General features: G+C 60.4%; 18 protein-coding genes. 13 read left to right on the top strand and 5 right to left on the bottom strand.

The window, feature by feature from the left end; genetic code table 11:
* Nucleotides 1-113: 113 nt before the first annotated feature.
* Genes rsmA through IMW75_RS19880 form a run of 4 tightly spaced genes read right to left on the bottom strand, consistent with a single transcriptional unit; the run spans nt 114 to nt 6,010 of the window.
* Complete coding sequence (gene rsmA / locus IMW75_RS19895; protein WP_122841255.1) at nt 114-932, bottom strand: 16S rRNA (adenine(1518)-N(6)/adenine(1519)-N(6))-dimethyltransferase RsmA; 819 nt, start codon at nt 930-932, stop codon at nt 114-116.
* Nucleotides 929-1,918: a 4-hydroxythreonine-4-phosphate dehydrogenase PdxA gene (gene pdxA / locus IMW75_RS19890; protein ID WP_045059970.1), complete on the bottom strand. Its 990-nt coding sequence runs from the start codon at nt 1,916-1,918 to the stop codon at nt 929-931. Before pdxA ends, rsmA begins: the two co-directional genes overlap by 4 nt.
* Nucleotides 1,915-3,231 carry a peptidylprolyl isomerase SurA gene (gene surA, locus IMW75_RS19885; protein ID WP_045059971.1) on the bottom strand — a complete coding sequence of 439 codons (1,317 nt, stop codon included), beginning with the start codon at nt 3,229-3,231 and terminating at the stop codon, nt 1,915-1,917. The genes pdxA and surA overlap by 4 nt, the downstream gene beginning before the upstream one ends.
* On the bottom strand, nt 3,212-6,010 hold the full coding sequence (locus IMW75_RS19880; protein ID WP_045059972.1) for an LPS-assembly protein LptD: 2,799 nt from the start codon (nt 6,008-6,010) through the stop codon (nt 3,212-3,214). The genes surA and IMW75_RS19880 overlap by 20 nt, the downstream gene beginning before the upstream one ends.
* Before the next feature lie 130 nt (nt 6,011-6,140).
* On the opposite strand from IMW75_RS19880, the gene IMW75_RS19875 reads away from it, so the two are divergent.
* The 3 genes from IMW75_RS19875 to IMW75_RS19865 are packed head-to-tail and all read left to right on the top strand — an operon-like array spanning nt 6,141 to nt 8,597.
* Nucleotides 6,141-7,160 (top strand): aminoglycoside phosphotransferase family protein, encoded by a 1,020-nt coding sequence (locus IMW75_RS19875; protein WP_205893519.1) that lies wholly within the window; start codon nt 6,141-6,143, stop codon nt 7,158-7,160.
* Nucleotides 7,157-7,828 carry an N-acetylmuramate alpha-1-phosphate uridylyltransferase MurU gene (gene murU / locus IMW75_RS19870; RefSeq protein WP_205893518.1) on the top strand — a complete coding sequence of 224 codons (672 nt, stop codon included), beginning with the start codon at nt 7,157-7,159 and terminating at the stop codon, nt 7,826-7,828. The genes IMW75_RS19875 and murU overlap by 4 nt, the downstream gene beginning before the upstream one ends.
* Nucleotide 7,829: 1 nt before the next feature.
* Nucleotides 7,830-8,597, top strand: coding sequence for a DnaJ domain-containing protein (locus IMW75_RS19865; protein ID WP_045059975.1), 768 nt, complete (start codon nt 7,830-7,832; stop codon nt 8,595-8,597).
* A 5-nt stretch (nt 8,598-8,602) separates the two neighbouring features.
* On the opposite strand, the gene IMW75_RS19860 is transcribed toward IMW75_RS19865, so the two are convergent.
* Nucleotides 8,603-9,589 carry an alpha/beta hydrolase family protein gene (locus IMW75_RS19860; protein ID WP_205893517.1) on the bottom strand — a complete coding sequence of 329 codons (987 nt, stop codon included), beginning with the start codon at nt 9,587-9,589 and terminating at the stop codon, nt 8,603-8,605.
* A gap of 73 nt (nt 9,590-9,662) precedes the next feature.
* Between IMW75_RS19860 and IMW75_RS19855 the strand changes: the two genes are divergently transcribed.
* The 10 genes from IMW75_RS19855 to trpE all read left to right on the top strand — a co-directional run bounded on the left by IMW75_RS19855 (nt 9,663) and on the right by trpE (nt 22,014).
* Entirely contained in the window at nt 9,663-12,059 is a 2,397-nt protein-coding gene (locus IMW75_RS19855) for a PAS domain-containing sensor histidine kinase (RefSeq protein WP_205893516.1), read from the top strand.
* A gap of 155 nt (nt 12,060-12,214) precedes the next feature.
* Nucleotides 12,215-12,844 (top strand): response regulator, encoded by a 630-nt coding sequence (locus tag IMW75_RS19850; RefSeq protein ID WP_003210977.1) that lies wholly within the window; start codon nt 12,215-12,217, stop codon nt 12,842-12,844.
* Between the two features lie 229 nt (nt 12,845-13,073).
* A complete protein-coding gene (locus tag IMW75_RS19845; protein ID WP_045059978.1) occupies nt 13,074-14,198 on the top strand; it encodes an ABC transporter ATP-binding protein in 1,125 nt (374 codons plus the stop codon).
* A gap of 43 nt (nt 14,199-14,241) precedes the next feature.
* Nucleotides 14,242-15,285, top strand: coding sequence for an ABC transporter substrate-binding protein (locus IMW75_RS19840; protein ID WP_045059979.1), 1,044 nt, complete (start codon nt 14,242-14,244; stop codon nt 15,283-15,285).
* 169 nt (nt 15,286-15,454) lie between these two features.
* Nucleotides 15,455-16,702, top strand: coding sequence for an ABC transporter permease (locus IMW75_RS19835; protein WP_045059980.1), 1,248 nt, complete (start codon nt 15,455-15,457; stop codon nt 16,700-16,702).
* Nucleotides 16,703-16,714: 12 nt separating this feature from the next.
* Nucleotides 16,715-17,539 carry an ABC transporter permease gene (locus IMW75_RS19830; protein WP_045059981.1) on the top strand — a complete coding sequence of 275 codons (825 nt, stop codon included), beginning with the start codon at nt 16,715-16,717 and terminating at the stop codon, nt 17,537-17,539.
* A gap of 203 nt (nt 17,540-17,742) precedes the next feature.
* Entirely contained in the window at nt 17,743-18,891 is a 1,149-nt protein-coding gene (locus IMW75_RS19825) for an iron-containing alcohol dehydrogenase (RefSeq protein ID WP_122841264.1), read from the top strand.
* 80 nt (nt 18,892-18,971) lie between these two features.
* Nucleotides 18,972-19,646, top strand: a complete 675-nt coding sequence (gene rpe / locus IMW75_RS19820) for a ribulose-phosphate 3-epimerase (RefSeq protein ID WP_028621492.1) — start codon at nt 18,972-18,974, stop codon at nt 19,644-19,646.
* Entirely contained in the window at nt 19,643-20,461 is an 819-nt protein-coding gene (locus tag IMW75_RS19815; RefSeq protein WP_045059984.1) for a phosphoglycolate phosphatase, read from the top strand. Before rpe ends, IMW75_RS19815 begins: the two co-directional genes overlap by 4 nt.
* A gap of 71 nt (nt 20,462-20,532) precedes the next feature.
* Complete coding sequence (gene trpE, locus IMW75_RS19810) at nt 20,533-22,014, top strand: anthranilate synthase component I (RefSeq protein ID WP_045059985.1); 1,482 nt, start codon at nt 20,533-20,535, stop codon at nt 22,012-22,014.
* Nucleotides 22,015-22,039: the final 25 nt, after the last annotated feature.

The raw sequence follows: 22,039 nt of genomic DNA, 5'->3' as shown, positions 1-22,039 counted from the left end.
CAAGAGGCCTTAAAAACGAAGCGGGACGCGGGGCGTAGCTGAGGGAGTCAGTCTAGGCCAAGTACCGGGTAGTAAACCAGACTGGCGTCCTACCCGATAGCGCTCATCGCTGGTCAGTCGGCAGCAGGTGCCTGGGGTACCTGCTCGCTGAGCTTGTCGGCCAGGCGCACGAAGGCGGCCAGGTCGAGTTGCTCCGGACGCAGGCTGCCATCAACGCCGGCGGCTTCGATTTCGTCATTGCTCAGCAACAGCTTGAGGGTGTTGCGCAGGGTCTTGCGACGCTGGTTGAAGGCTTCGCGAACCACGCGCTCCAGCAGCTTGTGGTCTTTTGCCGGATGCGGGAGCACCGCGTGAGGCACCAGACGCACGATCGCCGAATCAACCTTGGGCGGCGGATTGAACGCGCCAGGGCCGACATTGAACAGGTGCTCGACCCGGCAGTGATACTGAACCATGATCGACAAACGGCCCCAGTCTCCGCCCCCCGGGCCTGCCGCCATGCGCTCGACCACTTCTTTTTGCAGCATGAAGTGCATGTCGCGGATCAGGTGGGCGTTGTGCAGCAGGTGGAAGATCAGCGGGGTAGAGATGTTGTACGGCAGGTTGCCGACCACCCGAAGACTGGCAGGCGCTGCGTTCAGGCTGTTGAAGTCGAACTTCAGTGCATCGCCCTGGTGCAGGTTGAAATTGCTCTTGCCGGCAAACTGCTGGTTGAGGATCGGGATCAGGTCCTTGTCCAGTTCCACCACGTCGAGCTGGCCGCCGCTGCTGAGCAGGCCTTGGGTCAGCGCGCCCTGGCCGGGGCCGATTTCCAGCAGGCGATCTTCAGCCTTGGCATGGATGGAGCGCAGGATGCGGTCGATGACGCCGGCATCGTGCAGGAAGTTCTGGCCAAAGCGTTTGCGCGCCTTGTGTTGGTAATGCTCGGTCATATACGGGTCTCGGCCATCTGGTAGGCGGTTTCCAGGGCGACTTGCAGGCTGCCGGTGTCGATTTTGCCGCTGCCGGCCAGGTCCAGGGCGGTGCCGTGGTCGACCGACGTGCGGATGATCGGCAAGCCGAGAGTCACATTGACTGCCGCGCCGAAGCCTTTGTACTTGAGCACCGGCAGGCCCTGGTCGTGGTACATCGCCAGCACTGCGTCGCAGTGCTCCAGATATTTGGGGGTAAACAGAGTGTCGGCGGGAAGGGGGCCGCGAAGGTCCATGCCCTCACCGCGCAAGCGCTCTAATGTAGGTTCGATGATGTCGATTTCTTCATGGCCCAGGTGACCGCCTTCACCGGCGTGCGGGTTGAGCCCGCACACCAGGATGCGCGGCTGGGCGATGCCGAACTTCTCTTTCAGGTCGGTGTGCAGGATACGTGTCACGCGCTCCAGGCGCTCAGGCGTGATTGCGTCGGCAATCTCGCGCAGCGGCAGGTGAGTGGTGACCAGCGCCACGCGCAGGCCACGGGTCGCGAGCATCATTACCACTTGTGCCGTGTGGGTCAGGTCAGCGAGAAATTCTGTGTGCCCGGAAAAGGCGATGCCCGACTCGTTGATGACGCCCTTGTGTACCGGGGCGGTGATCATGCCGGCGAAATCCCCGTCCAGGCAGCCTTGGCCAGCCCGGGTCAGGGTTTCCAGGACGAAGGCGGCATTGGCCTTGTCCAGTTGCCCGGCAGTGACCTTGGCATTGAGCGGGGTGTCCCACACATACAGGCTGTTGGCTGGCGCCGGGGCGTCTGGCCAACTGTCCGGTGTCACTGCCAGCAGATTAACGGCCACTCCCAGTTGCGCGGCCCGCTCAATGAGCAGGTCGCGACTGGTGATGGCAATCAGGGGGTGTGGCTGGGCTTGCGAGGCGAGTAGCAGGCACAGGTCAGGACCTATGCCCGCCGGCTCGCCGGGTGTCAGCGCGAAACGTTTGGGGTTCACTGCGCTGCCTGGTCTGCACCAGGGAGTTTGATCTCGACGTACGCTTCGTCACGGATCTGACGCAACCAGGTTTGCAGCTCTTCGTCGTATTTGCGGTTACGCAGTACGGTCATGGCTTGCTGTTCGCGGGCCTGGTTGGTGCTGTCGGTAGCGCGGCGGCCCAGGACTTCCAGGACGTGCCAGCCATATTGAGTCTGGAACGGCTTGGACAGCTTGCCTTGTGGAGTATTGGCCATCACTTCGCGGAACTCTGGCACCAGGGCGTTCGGGTCGATCCAGTTGAGGTCGCCGCCGTTGAGGGCAGAACCCGGATCTTCCGAATAGCTTTTTGCCAGCTCGGCGAAGTCTTCGCCCGACTCGATACGGGTGTAGAGCGACTCGACCAGCGCCTTGGTCTTCGCTTCGTCACGGATCGGACTTGGCTTGACCAGGATGTGGCGTACATGCACTTCGTCACGCACCTGAGCTTCACCGCCACGCTTGTCGAGGATCTTCAGGATGATGAAGCCCCCTGGTGTGCGCATCGGCTGGGTCACGTCGCCCACGGCCATGGTGCTCAGCATGCGGTCGAACGGTGGTGGCAATTGAGCAGCTTTACGCCAGCCCATGTCGCCGCCTTCCAGTGCGGTTTCGCTGGCGGATTTGGCGATGGCCAATTGACCAAAGTCAGCGCCTTGCTTGAGCTGCTGGTAAACCGAGTCTGCCTGCTTGGCAGCATTCTGAATCGCTTCAGAGTTGGCGCTTTCCGGTGTAGGAATCAGGATGTTGGCCAGGCGGAACTCTTCGGACAGCTGCATCTTGCCCAGGTCGGAAGCGAGGAAGTTCTTCACTTCCTGCTCGGACACCTGGATGCGCTCCGCCACACGGCGCTGACGCACGCGGCTGATGATCATTTCGCGACGAATCTGCTCACGTGCGTCGTCGTAGGACAGGCCGTCACGTGTCAGGGCGGCGCGGAACTGATCCACCGACATGTTATTGCGCTGTGCGATGGTGCCGACAGCCTGGTTCAGTTCTTCATCGGTAATGCGGATGCCCGAGCGCTCGCCGATCTGCAACTGCAGGTTTTCGACGATCAGGCGCTCAAGAACCTGCTGGTCCAGCACACCAGGCGGCGGCGCGGCGGCGCCACGCTTGGCGATGGTTTGCTGAACTTCATGAACCCGTTGATCCAGCTGGCTCTGCATGACCACGTCGTTATCGACGATGGCCACCACTCTATCGATGGACTGCACTGCGGCGTTGGCCGCGGTACCCAGGAACAGCGCGCCCAGCATGAGCGGGCGCAGACAATCAGAAAGCTTGGTCTTCACGTTCACGATAACCTTGGATGCCTTTGTCGAGGAAGCTCTCTACTTTGGCGCCGGTGAGGCCGCCGAGTCCCTTCAGAACAATTTGGAGGAAGACGCCATGGTCGCCTTTTTCGTTTTGCGGAGCGTCTTGACTGGTTTCGTCGTAGTCAACCCAGTAACGGTTGATCACGCGCAGTTTCCAGCAGCAGTTGTCGTACTCAAAGCCACCAAAGGCTTCCAGGGTACGGTTGCGGTTGTAGTCATACTGCCAGCGGCTGATAGCGTTCCATTGCGGCACGATCGGCCAGATAACCGAGAAGTCGTGCTGCTGGATCTTGTAGTAGTCCTTCACGTAGCCCGGCGTACCAGGGGTGCCGTAGTCACCGCCACCAACCTGCCATTTACCGGAGGTTTGGTCGTAACGAACCTGGTCATTGCGATAACGATAACCGGCGTTGATGACCTTGTTCGGGTTGTCTTCAGGCTGGTAATGGAACATCGCGCTGCCCGAGCGAGGGCTGCGGCTGTCCGGGTCCCAGTTGTAATCGGCAGTGGTGCGCCAGTCACGGTTCCAGCGGTATTCGTATTCCAGTGCGTAGGGCGAAACATTGGATCTCGCGTCATCACGGGTCTTGGCATCGATACCCGGCAACTGGACTTCACGGTCCTTGAAGTAGAGCGCCTGGCCGACGCTGATACGCTGACGTTCAAAGCCGTTTTCTTCGATCCAGCGGCTGGTGACGCCCAGGGACAGTTTGTTTTCGTCGCCGACCCGGTCGGAGCCGGAGAAGCGGTTGTCACGGAACAGCGACGAATAGTTGAAGGTATATTCGCTGGTGTCGAAGACAGGAATATCTTCCTGATCCGTCTCAGGCACATATAGATAGAACAATCGCGGTTCAAGAGTCTGGTTGTAGTTCTTGCCAAACCACGTGGTTTTGCGATCGAAATAAAGGCCGCTGTCAATACTAGCAATCGGCACGCCACGGTTCTGATTGGTGTCGAAGGTGCCGTTGAGCTTGTCCTGTTCCGCATTCTGGGTGGCAATTTGAGATTTGCCGATACTGTCCAAGTCAAGTTGATACTGGGTGTATTGATACTTCAGCGTTGGCTTCAGGAAACCGTATGACCAATCCAGTGGCAAGCTGACGGCAGGCGCCAAATTTAAACGATCGCCGGTAGCGCGGGCGAGGCCGGTAACATTATTGTCCAGACGGGGAGTCACAACGCCATCTTCGTCCGAGAAATCGCCGTTTTTCAAATCACGGTCGAATCGCACGAGTTCAGTGTCATAGGTGAAATTCAGGCCGCCTGGAGTATAGGGCAGCGCACCGTTGAAGGTGATCTGCGGCAAACGGTCGTACGGAGTGATGTCCGACACAGTAGCAAGTTGATAAGCCTGAGCGTTCACGCGAGCGGTATAGCTATCACCGCGGTACGTCACCGACCCCTGCTGATTCACATAATCCGCGCTTTTCACGCCAATCTGGTCAGTCTGCAGATCCTGGAAGTAATAAGGATCGCTGATCTTGGTGTAATCGACCTGCGTGAGAACACGCGAGTCGAGGCCACCCTTGTGCTGCCAGTTGTACATGTAGCGGGTTTTTTCGTAGTCGGTCTGTTTGCTGCGCTCGGTGTCGTCGTCGTTCAGGTACGCAGCGCCGAACTGGCCTTCGCTGGACGGCGTCAGGTAGCGGAACTCGCCTTCCATCAACAGGCCGCGCTTGCTCATGTAGCGTGGGTACAACGTGGCGTCGTAGTTCGGTGCCAGGTTGAAGTAGTACGGAGTTACCAGCATGAAGCCGGTATCGGTGCCCGTGCCGATGGTCGGCGGCAGGAAGCCGGACTGGCGACGGTCGTCGATCGGGAAATAGATGTACGGCGTGTACAGGACCGGAATGTCCTTGACCCGCAAGGTCACGTTGGTCGCGGTACCGAAGCCGGTGGCCGGGTTCAGGGTGATGTTATTACCCTTGAGCTGCCAGGCATTGCTGTTCGGTTCGCACGTGGTGTACGTACCGTCCTTCAGGCGGATGATCGCGTTTTCGGCACGCTTGGCGTACAGGGCGCTACCGCGGATACGGGATTTGTGCAGAACGTATTCGGCGTTGTCGACCTTGGCTTCACCGGTGTCCAGTTGCACATCGGCGTGATCGCCAACGATCAGTGCACCATTGTCGCGAATGCGCACGTTGCCGCTCAGCTCACCGCGGCTCTCGGCCTGGTACAGGTTGGCTTCGTCGGCTTCGACCTGCATGCTGCCCTGGCGCATGACGACGTCACCGGCCAGTGCTGCAACCTGTTCTTCCTGCTTATAGCGAGAGGCCTTGGCGCCGATAAAGGTCGGGGCGTCACTTTTATTCGTCTTGTCATTCATGCCAGGACGAGTGGGTTCGATATAGGAACCCGAGCAGTAAGGGCCGGTTTCAGCCAATTGCGCTGCGGTGAGGTTCTCGCGCGGAACCCAGTCGAGGTGACTGTAGTCTGCACTGCGAGACTTCAGGCCGCGGCCCTTGGCTTCGGTCACCAGTGCCGGTTTGGCGCCGGTGTCGTCGCTCGTACCGCTGTCGGCAGGCGTCTCGCCGCTTGCACTTACCGCGCTGCCGTCATGGACGGGGCGAGGTGGCAAAGCAGCGGCTGGGGATTTTGGCGCACAGTCCCAGGCACCCGAAGCAGAGACTGAGCAGTCATACTGTTCCGCGGCGACCACGAACGAAGTGGCTAGAGGTTGAAGGGCCAGCAGACTGCCGGTAACCAACAACGGAAATTTTTTACGAAACGCGGGGGATTTCAATGCCATCTTATTAGTCCGGGCTTCCTGCGTGCCATCTGCCCGCGGTGTGGGCCGCACGCCTCTCGATGGTCTGAAAAAGATGCTGGATAATAAAGCATGACCCGCTTGACGGCTAGCGCCGTCGGAGACCCTTGCAATGCCTGACCAAGATGTACGTTTGCAACACCTGAAAGTTTGGCTCGAAGAACAGTTGGCCACCCTCTTTGCAGAGCAGGGCTGGGGAGCCGTACCCCCAGCCACGTTGACTGCGGCCAGTAGCGATGCGAGTTTTCGGCGCTATTTCCGCTGGGAGGGCGCGGGCCGCAGCTTTATCGTGATGGATGCGCCGCCGCCCCAGGAAAACTGCAAACCCTTCGTTGACATCGCTTTTTTGCTGGCGAAATCCGGCATCAATGTGCCGAAAATTTACGCCGAAGACCTGGAACGCGGTTTTCTTTTGCTCAATGACCTGGGCAACAAGACCTACCTGGACGTGATCGACAGCGAAAATGCCGACGATTTGTTCAAGGATGCCTTGCAAGCCTTGCTGGCCTTTCAGCAACTGCCAATGGTGGCGCCGCTGCCAAGTTATGACGTGGCCTTGCTGCGCCGTGAGCTGGAGTTGTTCCCGGACTGGTATGTGAAGCACGAACTGGGCGTCGAATTCGACTCCACCCAGCAGGCACTGTGGCAGCAGGCCAGCGACCTGTTGATCGACAGTGCGCTGGCGCAGCCAAAAGTCCTGGTGCATCGCGACTATATGCCGCGCAACCTGATGCTCAGCGAACCGAATCCCGGCGTGCTGGATTTCCAGGATGCGGTCTACGGCCCCGTCACTTATGACGTCACTTGCCTGTTCAAAGACGCTTTTCTCAGCTGGCCCGAAGAACGCGTACGCGGCTGGCTCGAAGATTACTGGCAGCAGGCCGGTGCCCTGGGCATTGCGGTGCAATCGGACTTCGAAAGCTTCCTGCGCGCCAGCGACCTCATGGGCGCGCAGCGTCATCTGAAGGTCATCGGCATCTTCGCCCGCATCTGTCACCGTGATGGCAAACCCCGCTACCTGGCCGACGTGCCGCGCTTCTTTGCTTATATAGATGCTGTGGTCGCTCGCCGGCCGGAACTGGCGGATCTGGGTGCATTGCTTGATAGCTTGCGTGCCGGAGTTCAAGCATGAAGGCGATGATTCTCGCGGCAGGCAAGGGCGAACGAATGCGCCCGCTGACGCTGACCACTCCCAAACCGCTGGTGCGTGCCGGCGGCATACCGTTGATCGAATATCATCTCAAGGCGCTGGCGATTGCCGGTTTTACCGAGATTGTGATCAACCATGCCTGGCTCGGCCAGCAGATCGAGAACTACCTGGGTGACGGATCGCAATACGGCGTGCGGATTCACTACTCGCCTGAAGGCGAACCGCTGGAGACCGGCGGCGGCATCTTCCGAGCGCTGCCATTGTTGGGTGACGACGCTTTCCTGGTGGTCAACGGCGATATCTGGACCGACTATGACTTCAGCGTGTTGAAACACCCCATCGACGGGCTGGCGCACCTGGTGCTGGCGGACAACCCCGCGCATCACCCTGCCGGGGATTTCAGCCTGCGCGACGGGCTGGTGCGCGACGGGCAAGCAGATGATGCGACGCTGACCTACAGCGGGATTGCGGTGCTGCACCCGCAGTTGTTCAAAAATTGCTCAGCGGGTGCGTTCAAGCTGGCGCCGTTGCTGCGCGCGGCCATGACGCAGGGGCAGGTGACTGGTGAACGCCTCGATGGACGCTGGGTAGATGTCGGCACCCACGAGCGCCTGGCAGAAGTGGAAACCTTGATAGAAGCGAGTCGCTGAGATGCTGTGGCCAGGGACTCTGATTGGAGCCGGGGCGGGCTTTGCCATCGCCAGCATTCCGGGGGCCATGCTCGGCGCGCTATTGGGGCAGGCGCTGGACCGGCGTCTACAGCTGCAGAGCTGGGGACACTTGCGGGAAAAGCTCGGCGGCCGGCCAGTCCTGCGCAACGATGAACTGCTGTTCATCCTGCTCGGGCGGTTGGCCAAATGCGATGGACAGGTGGTGGCAGGTCACATTCAGCAGGCCCGAGAGGAGATGCGATCGCTGGAAATGACCGAGTCCGCGCAACGCCGGGCGATTGTCGCATTCAATCGCGGCAAATCAGGACATGACCGGCTGCGCGGATACCTGCAACGCCTGAGCGCCCAACCTTTCGCTGCCGAAGGCGTGTTGCGCGCCTGTTGGCGCATGATCTGGGCGGATGGGCGTGCCGGTCGCAGTGAGCTGGAGCTGATTGCCCAATGGGGTCGTTGGCTGGGCTGGACGCCACAGCAGGTGCAGGCCCTGGCGAGCGAATATGAACCGCAGAAACGTCCTGCGATCAGCAGCGCGCTGACCTATCAGGACGCGATGCGGCTGCTGGGGGTGTCGGCTACCAGTGAGCCGGCGCAGATCAAGCGCGCCTACCGTCGTCTGCTGAGTCGGCATCATCCGGACAAGATCGCCGGCAGTGGGGCAACCACGTTGCAGGTGCGCGAGGCGACGGACAAAACCCGCGAGTTGCATAACGCCTACACGGTAATCCGTCAGCGTCGGGATTTTCGCTAGCGTTTTCATCCCGCCGGCTGAGGGCTCAACCAACCCCGCACCCGGCGGACCAGCTGCTCTTGTTGATCCTTGGCATTTCCTGGCAAGGCTTTCAACGAAACCTGGCTGAACGCTGCCGTCTTCAGCCGCTTGCTCGCCTGCAATCGCTTGAGCGCTTCATCGCGGTCCAGCGGCTTGTCCATGTAGAAAATATCTGCGGTGGGCAGTTTGAGCGTCGAGGCCAGCTCGACTAGCTCGGGCTTGGTGGATGCCGGCGTCTTGACCGCGACCATTACCAGCTTCTCGACCTGCGGTGGCTGCTTCTCGCTCAGGTATCGGGCTGCCCAGTAGCCGCCGGTGCCATGTCCCAGCACGACGATGCTGCGAGCGCTTTGCCCTTCGGCGTAGGCCACTGCCGCGTCTATTCGCGCGAAAATCCGTTCGGCATCGACCCTTCGCTGTTCGTCGACGCTTTCGACCACAGCCTTGTCTGCCACATCGGCCTCGCCGCCGGCGGCCTGTTCGATGGGCGTGGAAGTGGTCGAATCCTTGGTCCCTGTGTCAGGGGCCTTGATCGCCGGGGGCACTTCGAGGACGCGAGGGGCAATGGCGTCGCTTTGCAGGTCTGGCAAGGTGATACTCAGGCTGCTCCAGCCGGCATCCGGTAATTTACGACGCAATGGGCCGATCGCTTGCGGTGAGTCAGCTGTCTCGCCGACGCCCGGGACGATAATCACCGCACCTTTGGGCTCTGCAGTATTCGCCGGCTTCCACAGCGCCAGGAAGGTCTCGCTGCCCGCTTGCAGCTGTTGCTGTTCCTGAGCGGGCAAGGTGCGTTCGAGTGCGGCCGCGTCTTCCTGACTACGCTCAAGCAGCGGTTGGCGTTGCGTTGGCGCAGATGCAGCAGGGGAATCAGCAGCAGGGGCCGGGTCGGCCGCCTTGACGGAAAACGCGCAAGGCAGGATCAGCGACAGGCACAATGCTGGCAGTGCCAGGTGGTAGACAATGGGCATCGGATATTCCAGGCCAGAAGTGATTCCGGCAGCCTAATGGGTTAGTCAGTATTTGTCAGTGTGTGGGGCTTTAATGATGGTTGTGCGCTGCCTGTTAATGATTGCCTGTCTGTGCTTTTCCCTGGCGGGTTGGTCGGCCTCCGCGCCTTCCGAGCATCTTGCGCAACTGTCGCCGGCGCAGCGCCAGTGGTTGGCCAGTCATGGCGAGTTGCGCGTCGGGGTGGTGCTGCAAACGCCTTATGCCCAATACGATCGGCGCTTGCAGCGGCTGTCCGGGGTCAATGTCGAGCTTATGAAGTGGGTGGCCAAATCCCTCAAGGTCGAATTGAGCTGGCGCAATTTCCCCGACCTGGCGCAACTGGAGGCGGCGGCCCGAGAAGACGAAATCGACATTGCCCCTGGGCTGACGCAAACCCCGGGAGGTCTGCGGCTATGGCAGTTTTCCGACCCTTATATGCGGGTGCCCCAGCTGGTGGTCAGTGATCAGAAGAGCGCTGGCGTGGTAGAGCTGGAAAAACTCGATAGCCAGACCCGGGTGGCGGTGCGCATGCCAGGTGCGACTGCTGACTACCTGCGCGGCAATTACCCGCATCTGAATTTGCAGGGCGTGCCGATCGAGCGCCAGGCCTTGCAACTGCTGCTGAGCCAGCAGGCCAGCTACGCAGTAGTCGATGAGGCGCAGCTCGGTCGATTGTCCGCCGAACCGGAGTTTGCCGGATTGGTGGTGGTGGGTGACATTGGCTTGCCGCAGTTGCTGCGGGTTGCGACCCGCCGTGACTGGCCTGAACTGGCAGGCATCGTCGAGGCGGCGTTGCGGGCGATTCCGGCCAAGGACCTCGAACAGTTGCACAACCAGTGGCTGCAGCCCAAATACCCTCGGCTGGCCGAGTCGCCAGGCTTCTGGCAAAACCTGTGTCTGTTGTTTGCGGTGCTGATGTTCAGCAGCATGGCCATCGTCTTCTGGCAACGGCGCCAACAGCACAGTCTGGAGCAGCGGCTGGTCGCGGCACGTGAAGACATTGCCTTGCGTGCAGCCAGCGAAGAAGCGCTGCGGCTCACGCAGTTTTCCATCGATCAAAGTACGGTCGGCATTCTGTGGGTGAATTGGGACAGCCATGTGCGCTATGCCAACCGTGCAGCCGAGACCATGCTGGGTTATGCCGCCGGCGGAATCATTGACCGGCCATTGATCGATTTCGAACCCGGCCTGCACATGGATCGCTGGCTTAACCTGTGGAAGCGAGCCCGTGCCAGCGAGGAGGGGCCGCAAAGTTTCGAAACCAACTGCGTGCGGGCGGACGGCAGTATCTTGCCAACGGACGTGTCGTTGAGCTTCCTGCGATTTCGCGAAGGCGAGTACCTGGTGGTTTACCTCAACGACGTCACTGAACGTCGCCGTGCCCTGGCCGCACTGCAGGAAAGTGAAGCGCGGCTGCAGGGGATCGCCGCCAACGTCCCGGGATTGGTCTTTCGCCTGGAGCGGGCGCCGGTGACAGGGCAGATCGACTTTGCCTACATCAGTGAAGGAAGCGAAACCCTGGTCGGTTACTCCCCGGCGACTCTCGCCCATCGCGACAAGGGCCTGCGCAGCCTGGTGCATCCGGATGACAAAGCCAGCTACCACAGGACCCAGGACCTGGCGCTGGACACCGACAGCGACTGGTCATGGCAAGGACGAATTCTTACCCGCCAGGGCGAACAGCGCTGGGCCGAGATCAAGGCGATTACCCGTCGACTGGAAGACGGCGCCTACGTCTGGGATGGCATCGTCTGGGACATCAGCGAAAGCAAGCGCATCGAACTGGAGCTGGCCAGCTCGCGCGAGCAGCTACGGGAGTTGTCCGCGCACCTGGAAAGCGTGCGGGAAGAGGAGAAAGCGCGAATTGCCCGGGAGGTCCACGACGAGCTGGGGCAAATGCTCACCGTGCTGAAGCTGGAGACCTCGATGTGCGAACTGTCCTACGCGCAGCTTGATCCTGGCCTGCAGGATCGCTTGAACAGTATGAAGCGCCTGATTGCACAGTTGTTCCAGCTGGTTCGGGACGTGGCGACAGCGTTGCGCCCGCCAATTCTCGACGCCGGGATCGCTTCGGCGATTGAATGGCAGGCCCGGCGCTTCGAAGCGCGCACCCATATTCCCTGCCTGGTGCAGGTGCCGGACAACCTGCCAGTGCTCAGCGACGCTATGGCCATTGGACTGTTCCGGATCCTTCAGGAAGCGTTGACCAATGTCATGCGTCATGCCCAGGCGCATACTGTCGAACTGACGCTGGTTCGCGAGGGCAACGAGTTGCTCATGACGGTCAGCGATGATGGCGCAGGATTTGTCGCCTCAACCGGTCGGCCTACTTCCTTTGGCGTGGTGGGCATGCGCGAACGGGTGTTGATCATGGGCGGCGAGTTGTCGCTTGAGAGTGAGCCGGGTGAGGGTACGACGCTGATGGTGCGAGTGCCGCTGGATGGGGCCTGAAGGTTTGTGTTGTCAATGATGAAGCCTTCGCGAGCAAGCCCGCTCCCACAGCAGTTGGAGTGTAATAGAGATCTGTGCCTCGACCCGGTCTCCCTGTGGGAGGGGTTTTGCTCGCGAATGATCCTGGATCTGAAACAAGAAGAATGGAGAACAATGTGATCCGTGTACTGGTAGCCGAAGACCACACCATTGTCCGCGAAGGCATCAAGCAGTTGATCGGCCTGGCCAAGGACTTGCTGGTGGTAGGGGAGGCGAGCAATGGCGAGCAGTTGCTCGAGACCCTGCGTCATGTTCCCTGCGAAGTGGTGCTGCTTGATATCTCCATGCCCGGGGTCAATGGGCTGGAAGCCATTCCGCGGATTCGCGCGCTGAACAATCCCCCGGCCATCCTGGTGCTATCGATGCATGACGAGGCGCAAATGGCTGCCCGCGCTTTAAAAGTAGGCGCGGCAGGCTACGCGACCAAGGACAGTGACCCGGCGCTGCTGCTGACGGCCATCCGCAAGGTCGCAGCGGGTGGGCGCTACATTGACCCCGACCTGGCTGACCGAATGGTCTTCGAGGTGGGTCTGACCGATTCGCGGCCGCTGCATTCGCTGCTGTCAGAGCGTGAATTCTCGGTGTTCGAGCGCCTGGCCCAGGGCGCCAACGTCAACGACATTGCCCAGCAACTGGCGCTGAGCAGCAAAACCATCAGCACCCACAAGGCGCGGTTGATGCAGAAGCTCAACATCACCTCCCTGGCGGAGCTGGTGAAATATGCGATGGAACACAAACTCCTCTAATTGCGACATATCTATCTGCGACATCCCTTCAAGCCGCTTTTGCCTGTGCTTCAAGCCTGTAGCTGGCAAGGTGCCGGTGCATTTGCCCAAACGCGCCATCCTTGTAGGGCAATCCCTACCCCCAACCTTCCAGCCGGCTGAGGCGATTCTCTCCTGCCCCCCGATTTGCGTGGTCCCCAGCGTCCACTAGGCTTAGTCCACAGCAGTCATCAACAACAAAGGTGTGGGTATGAGCCAGGTCGATTCAAGCGCAGGGGCCAGCGACATTCTGGTCAGCTTTCGTGGAGTGCAAAAGAGCTACGACGGCGAGAACCTGATCGTCAAAGACCTCAACCTGGATATTCGCAAAGGCGAATTCCTCACGTTGCTCGGGCCGTCCGGCTCCGGCAAGACCACCAGCCTGATGATGCTCGCCGGTTTTGAGACCCCGACCGCTGGCGAAATCCTGCTGGCCGGGCGCTCCATCAACAACGTGCCGCCGCACAAGCGTGACATCGGCATGGTGTTCCAGAACTACGCGTTGTTCCCGCACATGACCGTTGCCGAGAACCTTGCGTTCCCGCTGAGCGTGCGCGGCCTGAACAAAAGTGATGTCAGCGACAAGGTGAAAAAAGTCCTGAGCATGGTTCAGCTCGACGCCTTCGCCCAACGCTATCCGGCGCAGCTGTCTGGTGGCCAGCAGCAGCGCGTGGCCCTGGCCCGGGCGCTGGTGTTCGAGCCGCAACTGGTGCTGATGGACGAACCGCTGGGCGCACTGGACAAACAACTGCGCGAACACATGCAGATGGAGATCAAGCATCTGCACCAGCGCCTGGGCGTGACCGTGGTCTACGTGACCCACGACCAGGGAGAAGCATTGACCATGTCGGACCGCGTGGCCGTGTTCCACCAAGGCGAAATCCAGCAGATCGCCCCGCCGCGCAGCCTCTACGAAGAGCCGAAGAACACCTTCGTCGCCAACTTTATCGGTGAGAACAATCGCCTCAATGGCCGCCTGCACAGCCACACCGGTGACCGCTGCGTGGTCGAGTTGGGCCGTGGCGAGAAGGTTGAAGCCCTGGCAGTGAATGTCGGCAAGACCGGCGAGCCAGTCACGCTGTCAATTCGCCCGGAGCGCATAAGCCTCAACGGTTCGAGCGAATCCTGCGTCAACCGCTTCTCAGGACGGGTGGCGGAATTCATCTACCTGGGCGACCACGTCCGGGTACGCCTGGAAGTCTGCGGCAAGACCGATTTCTTTGTTAAACAGCCGATAGCCGAGCTCGATCCCGCGCTGGCCGTTGGTGACGTAGTACCGCTTGGCTGGCAAGTCGAACACGTTCGCGCGCTCGACCCACTTCTAGAGGCGAATTAATCGCCCCCTGCAACACCAACCCTGCACGTGGAGAACAATATAAATGTTGAAATCCCTGAAATTCACCGCCCTGGTCATGGGCATGATCGGTGCGGCACACGCAATGGCGGCAGGTCCCGACCTGACTGTCGTGTCCTTTGGCGGGGCGAACAAGGCGGCGCAGGTCAAAGCCTTCTACGCACCTTGGGAAGCGGCGGGCAACGGCAAGATCGTGGCGGGCGAATACAATGGCGAGATGGCCAAGGTCAAGGCCATGGTCGACACCAAGAGCGTGTCCTGGGACCTGGTGGAAGTTGAATCGCCAGAACTGTCCCGCGGCTGCGACGAAGACATGTTCGAGCAACTCGACCCGGCACTGTTCGGCAAGACCGAAGACTACGTCAAGGGCGCCATCCAGCCGTGCGGCGTAGGCTTCTTTGTGTGGTCGACCGTGCTGGCCTACAACGCCGACAAGCTCAAAACCGCGCCGACCAGTTGGGTGGATTTCTGGGACACCAAGCAGTTCCCGGGCAAGCGTGGCCTGCGTAAAGGCGCCAAGTACACCCTGGAATTCGCCTTGATGGCCGACGGCGTAGCGCCCAAGGACGTCTACAAAGTGCTGGCGGGTAAAGACGGTCAGGACCGCGCGTTCAAGAAGCTCGACGAGCTCAAGCCAAGCATCCAGTGGTGGGAAGCGGGCGCACAACCGCCGCAGTACCTCGCTTCGGGTGATGTGGTCATGAGCTCGGCGTACAACGGCCGCATCGCCGCCGTGCAGAAGGAAAGCAACCTGAAGGTCGTGTGGAACGGTGGCATCTACGACTTCGATGCCTGGGCCATTCCTAAAGGTCTGGACAAGGCGCGTGCTGAAGCGGCGAAGAAATTCATCGCGTTCTCGGTGCAGCCACAGCAGCAGAAGACCTACTCGGAAAACATCGCCTACGGCCCGGCCAATACCCAGGCCGTACCGTTGCTGGCCAAGGATGTCCTGAAGGACATGCCGACCACCCCGGAAAACATCGCCAACCAAGTGCAGATCGACGTCAGCTTCTGGGCTGACAACGGTGAGCAACTGGAGCAGCGTTTCAATTCCTGGGCGGCCAAGTAGGAGCTGCCGAAGGCTGCGATCTTTTGATCTTGATCTCCAGCGATCTCAAGGCCGCCAAAAGATCGCAGGCTGCGCCAGCTCCTACAGGGGGCGGCGTGTTTCATGAATGTTGATGTAATGCGGCATTACTTCGGTAATGCCGCCCATCCAAAGATTTCCGGAGTACGCCATGGCCACCGCCATTCCCCTGAACGCGGGCACTGACCCCACCTTGAAGCAGCGGCTCAAGCACGCCGAGCGGATCAACCGCTGGAAAGCGCAAGCCTTGATCGCGCCGCTGGTGCTGTTCCTGCTGCTGGTGTTCCTGGTGCCGATTGTGGCGCTGCTCTATAAAAGTGTTGGCAACCCGGAGGTGGTCGGCGGTATGCCGCGCACCGTGGCTGCCATCGCCAGTTGGGATGGTCGAGGCCTGCCCGCTGAACCGGTCTATAAAGCCGCCAGCGAAGACCTTGCCGAAGCGCGCAAGAATCAGACCCTGGGTGACCTGTCCAAGCGCCTGAACATGGAATTGGCCGGCTACCGCAGCCTGTTGACCAAGACTGCGCGTGCCTTGCCGTTCGCCACTGAACCAGCCTCTTATAAAGAAGCGCTGGAAAGCCTCGACGAGCGTTGGGGCGACCCAGCTTATTGGCAAGCCGTGCGCCGCAATACCAGCAACATCACGCCTTATTACCTGCTGGCTGCTGTCGATCACCGCATCGACGACCTCGGCGAAGTGGCCCCGGCCACTCCCGACCAGGCGATCTACCTCGACATCTTCGCCCGTACTTTCTGGATGGGTCTGGTCATCACGGCGATCTGCCTGGTGCTGGCGTATCCACTGGCTTACCTGCTGGCCAACCTGCCTTCACGGCAAAGCAACCTGTTGATGATTCTGGTGCTGTTGCCTTTCTGGACCTCGATTCTGGTGCGAGTCGCAGCCTGGATCGTGTTGCTGCAATCGGGCGGCCTGATCAATAGCGGGCTAATGGCCATGGGCATCATCGACAAGCCGCTGGAACTGGTGTTCAACCGTACCGGGGTCTACATCTCGATGGTGCACATCCTGCTGCCGTTCATGATCCTGCCGATCTACAGCGTGATGAAAGGCATCTCGCCTACCTATATGCGCGCGGCGATTTCCCTGGGCTGCCATCCGTTCGCCAGTTTCTGGCGGGTGTACTTCCCGCAGACCTATGCCGGTGTAGGTGCCGGTTGCCTGTTGGTGTTCATCCTCGCCATCGGCTACTACATCACGCCCGCGTTGTTGGGTAGCCCGAACGACCAGATGGTCAGCTACTTCGTCGCCTTCTACACCAATACCAGTATCAACTGGGGCATGGCGACCGCACTGGGTGGGCTGCTGCTGTTGGCGACCGTCGTGCTTTATCTGATTTACAGCTGGCTGGTAGGCGCCAGTCGCCTGCGCCTGAGCTAAGGGGAGAACGGAATGCTGAGTCCTTACATGTCGCCCATCGAACGGGTGTGGTTCTACAGCTTGCGGATTCTCTGCGGCTTGATTTTGTTGTTCCTGATTCTGCCGGTGCTGGTGATCATTCCGCTGTCGTTCAACTCGGGCAGTTTCCTGGTGTACCCGCTGCAAGGCTTTTCGCTGCACTGGTATCAGGACTTCTTCGCCTCGGCGGAATGGATGCGCGCCCTGAAGAACAGCATCATCGTGGCCCCGGCGGCCACGGTGCTGGCGATGATCTTCGGCACACTGGCAGCGATCGGCCTGACCCGGGGCGATTTCCCGGGCAAGGCGCTGGTGATGGCCCTGGTGATTTCGCCGATGGTGGTGCCGGTGGTAATCATCGGTGTGGCGAGTTATCTGTTCTTCGCACCACTGGGGCTGGGCAACAGTTTCTTCTCGCTGATCGTGGTGCACGCGGTGTTGGGTGTGCCCTTTGTGATTATCACCGTGTCGGCGACGTTGCAGGGGTTCAACCAGAATCTGGTGCGCGCCGCAGCAAGTCTGGGGGCTTCGCCGCTGACTGCGTTCCGTCGTGTGACCTTGCCGTTGATTGCACCGGGGGTGATTTCCGGGGCGCTGTTTGCTTTTGCGACTTCGTTCGATGAAGTGGTCGTGACGCTGTTCCTGGCCGGTCCTGAACAAGCGACCTTGCCACGGCAGATGTTCAGCGGAATTCGCGAAAACCTCAGCCCGACGATCGCCGCAGCTGCGACGCTGTTGATCGCCTTCTCGGTGATCCTGCTGCTGACCCTGGAATGGCTGCGCGGGCGCAGCGAAAAACTGCGGACCGCACAGGTCTGACACGACCCTTCCTGTAGGAGCTGCCGAAGGCTGCGATCTTTTGATCTTAGGAATCAAGGTCAAAAGATCGCAGCCTTCGGCAGCTCCTACAGAGGGTTTGTGCGGGATTGAGTGTTCCAGGTCATTCACACCCTGAATACCAGACAACCTCCAATCCCCAGCTACTATTGTTGCCCAGCTCCTACCTATAAGAGGCTGCGCACATGAGTCTTTCCTCTTTCAAAATCGCCCACAAACTGATCACCGGTGCAGGTGCCATCGAGCAGCTGGCCGCTGAGCTCACCCGGCTGGACATCGACCACCCCCTGATCGTCACCGACGCTGCGCTGGTTAAATCCGGCACAGTCGAGCTCGCGCTGGCGCAATTGGGCGGTCGCACTTATGAGATCTTTGACCGGGTGTTGCCGGATCCGGAAATCGCCATCGTTGAAGATTGCATGCAGGTCTATCGCGAAGGCGGGCACGACGGGCTCATCGGCCTGGGCGGTGGCAGTGCGATCGACATCGCCAAGAGTGTCGCAGCCTATGCCGGTTATCACGGTGCGCTTGAGGATTTGTTCGGTGTCGACCAGGTGCCCCGCAAAGGCCCGCCGTTGATCGCCATACCGACTACTGCCGGTACCGGCTCGGAAGTGACCAATGTGGCGATCCTGTCCGACAAGGTCGCGCAACTCAAAAAAGGAATTGTCAGCGACTACCTGTTGCCGGACGTGGCGCTGGTCAGCCCGCAGATGACCCTGACCTGTCCGCGCGGCGTCACGGCAGCGAGCGGCGTCGATGCGCTGGTGCATGCCATCGAGTCCTACCTTTCGGTCAATGCTTCGCCCATTACCGATGCCTTGGCCATCGGCGCGATCAAGCTGATTTCCGGGGCGCTGCCCAAGGCCTACGCCAACCCCTCCAATCTGCAGGCCCGCGAAGACATGGCCACTGCCAGCCTGATGGCCGGCATGGCGTTCGGGAATGCCGGGGTCGGTGCGGTGCATGCACTGGCGTATCCGTTGGGCGGGCGCTTCAATATCGCCCATGGCGTCAGCAATGCGTTGTTGCTGCCCCATGTCATGACGTGGAACAAAATGGCCTGCGTTGAGCGAATGCAGGATATTGCCGAGGCCATGGGGGTCCGTACTGCTCATCTGAGTGCCAATGAGGCCGCGCACAAAGCCGTCGAGGCGATGGCGGCATTGTGCGCTGCGGTTGAAATTCCCCAGGGCCTGCGCAGTTTCGGCGTTCCCGAGGATGCGATCCCGGCCATGGCCGTGGAAGCCGCGGGGATCGAACGTCTGATGCGCAACAATCCTCGTCAATTGAGCGCCGTCGATATCGAGAAGATCTACCGGGCGGCTTACTGATCATCGCAGTCACGTCGCGCGCGTCAAAGCATGAGGTATACAATGCGCGCCATCGTGATTTTGCTCAGAAAAGGTGCGTCATGCAGCCCTTCGTAATTGCTCCGTCGATTCTCTCCGCCGACTTCGCCCGCTTGGGCGAGGAAGTGGACAACGTCCTGGCCGCTGGCGCCGACTTCGTCCACTTCGACGTCATGGACAACCATTACGTGCCGAACCTGACCATCGGTCCGATGGTCTGCGCGGCGCTGCGTAAATACGGCGTGACCGCGCCGATCGACGCGCACCTGATGGTCAGCCCGGTAGACCGTATAGTCGGCGACTTCATCGAAGCCGGCGCGACCTACATCACCTTCCACCCGGAAGCGACGCAGCATGTCGACCGCTCCCTGCAACTGATCCGCGAGGGAGGCTGCAAGTCTGGCCTGGTGTTCAACCCGGCGACTCCGCTCGACGTACTCAAGTACGTGATGGACAAGGTCGACATGATTCTGCTGATGAGCGTCAACCCCGGCTTCGGCGGGCAGAAGTTCATTCCGGGCACCCTCGACAAGCTGCGCGAAGCGCGGGCACTGATCGATGCCAGCGGTCGCGACATCCGCCTGGAAATCGACGGCGGCGTTAACGTGAACAACATTCGTGAAATTGCGGCGGCGGGGGCTGACACCTTTGTCGCCGGCTCGGCCATCTTCAACGCGCCGAACTACCAGGAAGTGATCGAGAAGATGCGCTCCGAACTGGCGTTGACCCGTCCATGAGTGGCTTTGAGCAGCTGTTCCCGGGGGCGTTGCCGCGCCTGGTGATGTTCGATCTGGATGGCACGCTGATCGATTCGGTCCCCGACCTGGCTGTCGCCGTGGACAACATGCTGCTCAAGCTCGGCCGCCAGCCTGCGGGCCTCGAGTCGGTACGCAAGTGGGTCGGCAACGGCGCGCCGGTGCTGGTACGACGTGCGTTGGCCGGTGGCATCGATCACTCAACGGTTGATGACGGTGAAGCCGAAGGCGCGCTGGATATCTTCATGCAAGCCTACAGCGAGAGTCATGAGCTCACGGTGGTCTACCCTGGTGTTCGCGACACGCTCAAATGGTTGCACAAGCAGGGCGTGGAAATGGCGCTGATCACCAACAAGCCGGAGCGTTTCGTCGCGCCGCTGCTGGACCAGATGAAGATCGGTCGCTATTTCAAATGGATCATCGGCGGCGATACCCTGCCGCAAAAAAAACCCGACCCGGCCGCGCTGTTCTTTGTGATGAAAATGGCCAACATTCCGGCTTCGCAGTCGTTGTTCGTCGGTGATTCGCGCAGCGACGTGCTGGCGGCGAAAGCGGCAGGGGTCAAGTGCGTCGCGCTGAGCTACGGCTATAACCATGGCCGGCCGATTGCCGAAGAATCGCCGGCACTGGTGATTGACGACCTGCGCAAGCTAATTCCCGGTTGCCTGGATACGGCCTCTGGGATAACGTTGCCCGACGCTGTTCAATCCCCTAATGGAAACGCCATCGTGGTGGTCACCCGCAAACTCTGGATGAAAGTCATCAAGGCCCTGGCCCGCTGGCGTTGGCGCGCCTGACTCGATTCTGGCCGGCGTTCCGGCGCGTTTGCATACCTGACTGTTAGCACCTCAAGCCACGAGGCTACCCCATGATCCGCGAAGAATTCCTGCGTTTGGCCGCTGCCGGCTATAACCGCATTCCCCTGGCCTGCGAAACCCTGGCCGACTTCGATACGCCGCTGTCGATCTATCTGAAACTGGCCGACCAGCCGAACTCCTACTTGCTCGAATCGGTACAGGGCGGGGAAAAGTGGGGCCGTTATTCGATCATCGGCCTGCCGTGCCGCACGGTGTTGCGGGTGCATGATCACCACGTCAGCGTGACCCACGATGGAGTCGAAATCGAAACCCACGAGACGGAAGACCCGCTGGCCTTCGTCGAAGAATTCAAGGCGCGCTATAACGTGCCGACCATTGCTGGTTTGCCACGCTTCAATGGCGGCCTGGTGGGTTACTTCGGTTATGACTGCGTGCGCTATGTCGAGAAACGCCTGGGCAAGTGCCCGAACCCGGACCCGCTGGGCGTGCCGGATATCCTGCTGATGGTCTCGGATGCGGTGGTGGTTTTCGACAACCTGGCCGGCAAGATGCACGCCATTGTCCTGGCTGATCCAGCTCAGGAAGGTGCATTCGAGCAGGGACAGGCACGGCTGCAGGAGTTGCTGGAGCAACTGCGCCAGCCAATCACTCCGCGCCGTGGCCTGGACTTCAGCAAGCAGCAAGCGGCGGACCCGGTGTTCCGCTCCAGCTTCACCCAGGACGATTACGAAAAAGCCGTCGACACCATCAAGGAATACATCCTCGCTGGTGATTGCATGCAGGTCGTACCTTCCCAGCGCATGTCGATCGACTTCAAGGCGGCACCGATTGATCTGTACCGGGCACTGCGCTGCTTCAACCCGACGCCCTACATGTACTTCTTCAACTTCGGTGATTTCCACGTCGTTGGCAGTTCGCCGGAAGTGTTGGTGCGGGTCGAAGACAACCTGATCACCGTGCGCCCGATCGCCGGCACCCGTCCACGGGGCGCCAACGAAGAAGCGGACCTGGCGCTGGAGCAAGACCTGCTGTCCGACGACAAGGAAATCGCCGAGCACTTGATGCTCATCGACCTGGGACGTAATGACACCGGTCGCGTATCGGAAATCGGCTCGGTGAAACTCACCGAGAAGATGGTCATCGAGCGTTATTCCAACGTGATGCATATCGTTTCCAACGTCACCGGGCAATTGAAAGCCGGGCTGACCGCGATGGACGCGCTGCGGGCAATTCTGCCGGCTGGCACCTTGTCGGGTGCACCGAAGATTCGTGCGATGGAAATCATCGACGAGCTGGAGCCGGTCAAACGCGGAGTCTACGGTGGAGCGGTGGGTTATTTTGCCTGGAACGGTAACATGGACACCGCCATCGCGATCCGCACGGCGGTGATCAAGAATGGCGAGCTCCACGTGCAGGCCGGTGGCGGGATCGTTGCCGACTCGGTGCCGGCCCTGGAATGGGAAGAAACATTGAACAAGCGACGCGCCATGTTCCGCGCGGTGGCGCTGGCCGAGCAAACCCCGGACGCATGAGTTGACACAAAGGGGGGCACCCCCA

It is taken from the genome of Pseudomonas gregormendelii (genome assembly GCF_017114825.1).
GTDB classification, from domain to species: Bacteria; Pseudomonadota; Gammaproteobacteria; order Pseudomonadales; family Pseudomonadaceae; genus Aquipseudomonas; species Aquipseudomonas gregormendelii.
The sequence above is the reverse complement of the archived record's forward strand: the minus strand, read 5'-3'. Positions and strand labels throughout refer to the sequence as shown.